We start from the raw sequence: 1,284 nt of genomic DNA on the forward strand, positions 1-1,284 counted from the left end.
TATGTTATTAAGCAGATCATAGCAAATCCGAACGCAACGATGGATGAGATTGAAATCGTGACATCAGAGGAAAAAGGGCAGCTGGTATATGGATTTAACCAGACGAAGACCGATTATCCAAAAGAAAAAACACTGCATGCATTATTTGAAGAACAAGTTGAGAAATTCCCCGATCATTTTGCTCTAGTACATCGGCAGGATTCAATGAGCTACCGTTCATTAAATAAGAAAGCTAATCAACTGGGAAGATATCTTCAAGAGTATGGTGTTACGGCGAATAAAGTAGTCGGCATCATGGCCGATCGTTCAATAGATATGGTCATAGGGATATTGGCGATCTTAAAAGCAGGGGGAACGTACTTACCGATAGCCCCGAACGTTCCAACGGATCGCATGAATTATATGTTGAAGGATAGTGGGGCGAAGATAGTACTAACCCAGTCATACTTAAAGACAGAGGGATTATATTGTAAAACTGTGGTAGATCTATCTACACCTACAGATAGTTATGAAGATACGAATTTACTATCTTCTAACGGAGTGCAGGATCTTGCCTATATCATGTATACCTCAGGGTCCACAGGAAATCCAAAGGGGGTCATGATCCCACACAAAGGGTTGCTGAATTATTTGTGGTGGGCTAACAAATCTTATTTTAAAGACGAAGCCTATCACTGTGCGTTGTACTCTTCCATAGCATTTGATTTAACAGTAACATCACTATACTTGCCGCTGATTACTGGGAAAACATTGTTTATATATGAGGGAACAGATGCAGCGGTTGTTCTTAGCGAAGTGCTGACAGATGATAAAGTGGGAATGCTTAAAATAACACCATCTCATATGAAGCTTTTAGAAGAGCTGAATTTGGAAAGTAAGAATTTGAAGGTTCTTATTACAGGTGGAGAAGATCTGAAAAGAGATTTGGCAGAGCGAGTACATCAGCAGTTCAACGGAGAAGTCACTATCTATAATGAATATGGTCCAACCGAGGCAACTGTAGGGTGCATGATTTATGAGTATGAACCGGCTGAAGCGAAGGGAACGTCCGTATCGATTGGCAGACCGGCAGACAACATGAGGGTTTATGTATTGGATGAAAAGCTTAATCCAGTTGTGACGGGAAGTAAAGGCGAGCTATGTATATCTGGAGAAGGATTGGCGGAGGGCTACCTCAATCAACCAGAATTAACAGCTGAAAAGTTCGTAGCGAACCCGTTTAAACCCGGAGAAAAGATGTATCGTAGCGGAGACTTAGCACGGTGGTTACCGGATGGAACGCTT

Annotated in this window: 1 protein-coding gene; it reads left to right on the forward strand. The window is 41.7% G+C overall.

Going from position 1 to position 1,284, the window contains the following annotated elements; translation table 11 throughout:
* Positions 1-1,284, forward strand: a 1,284-nt coding sequence (locus MKX41_RS32250; protein WP_340975166.1) for an amino acid adenylation domain-containing protein, incomplete at both ends; no start/stop codon positions are given.

It is taken from the genome of Paenibacillus sp. FSL R5-0475, from assembly GCF_038004585.1.
GTDB lineage: Bacteria > Bacillota > Bacilli > Paenibacillales > Paenibacillaceae > Paenibacillus_AQ.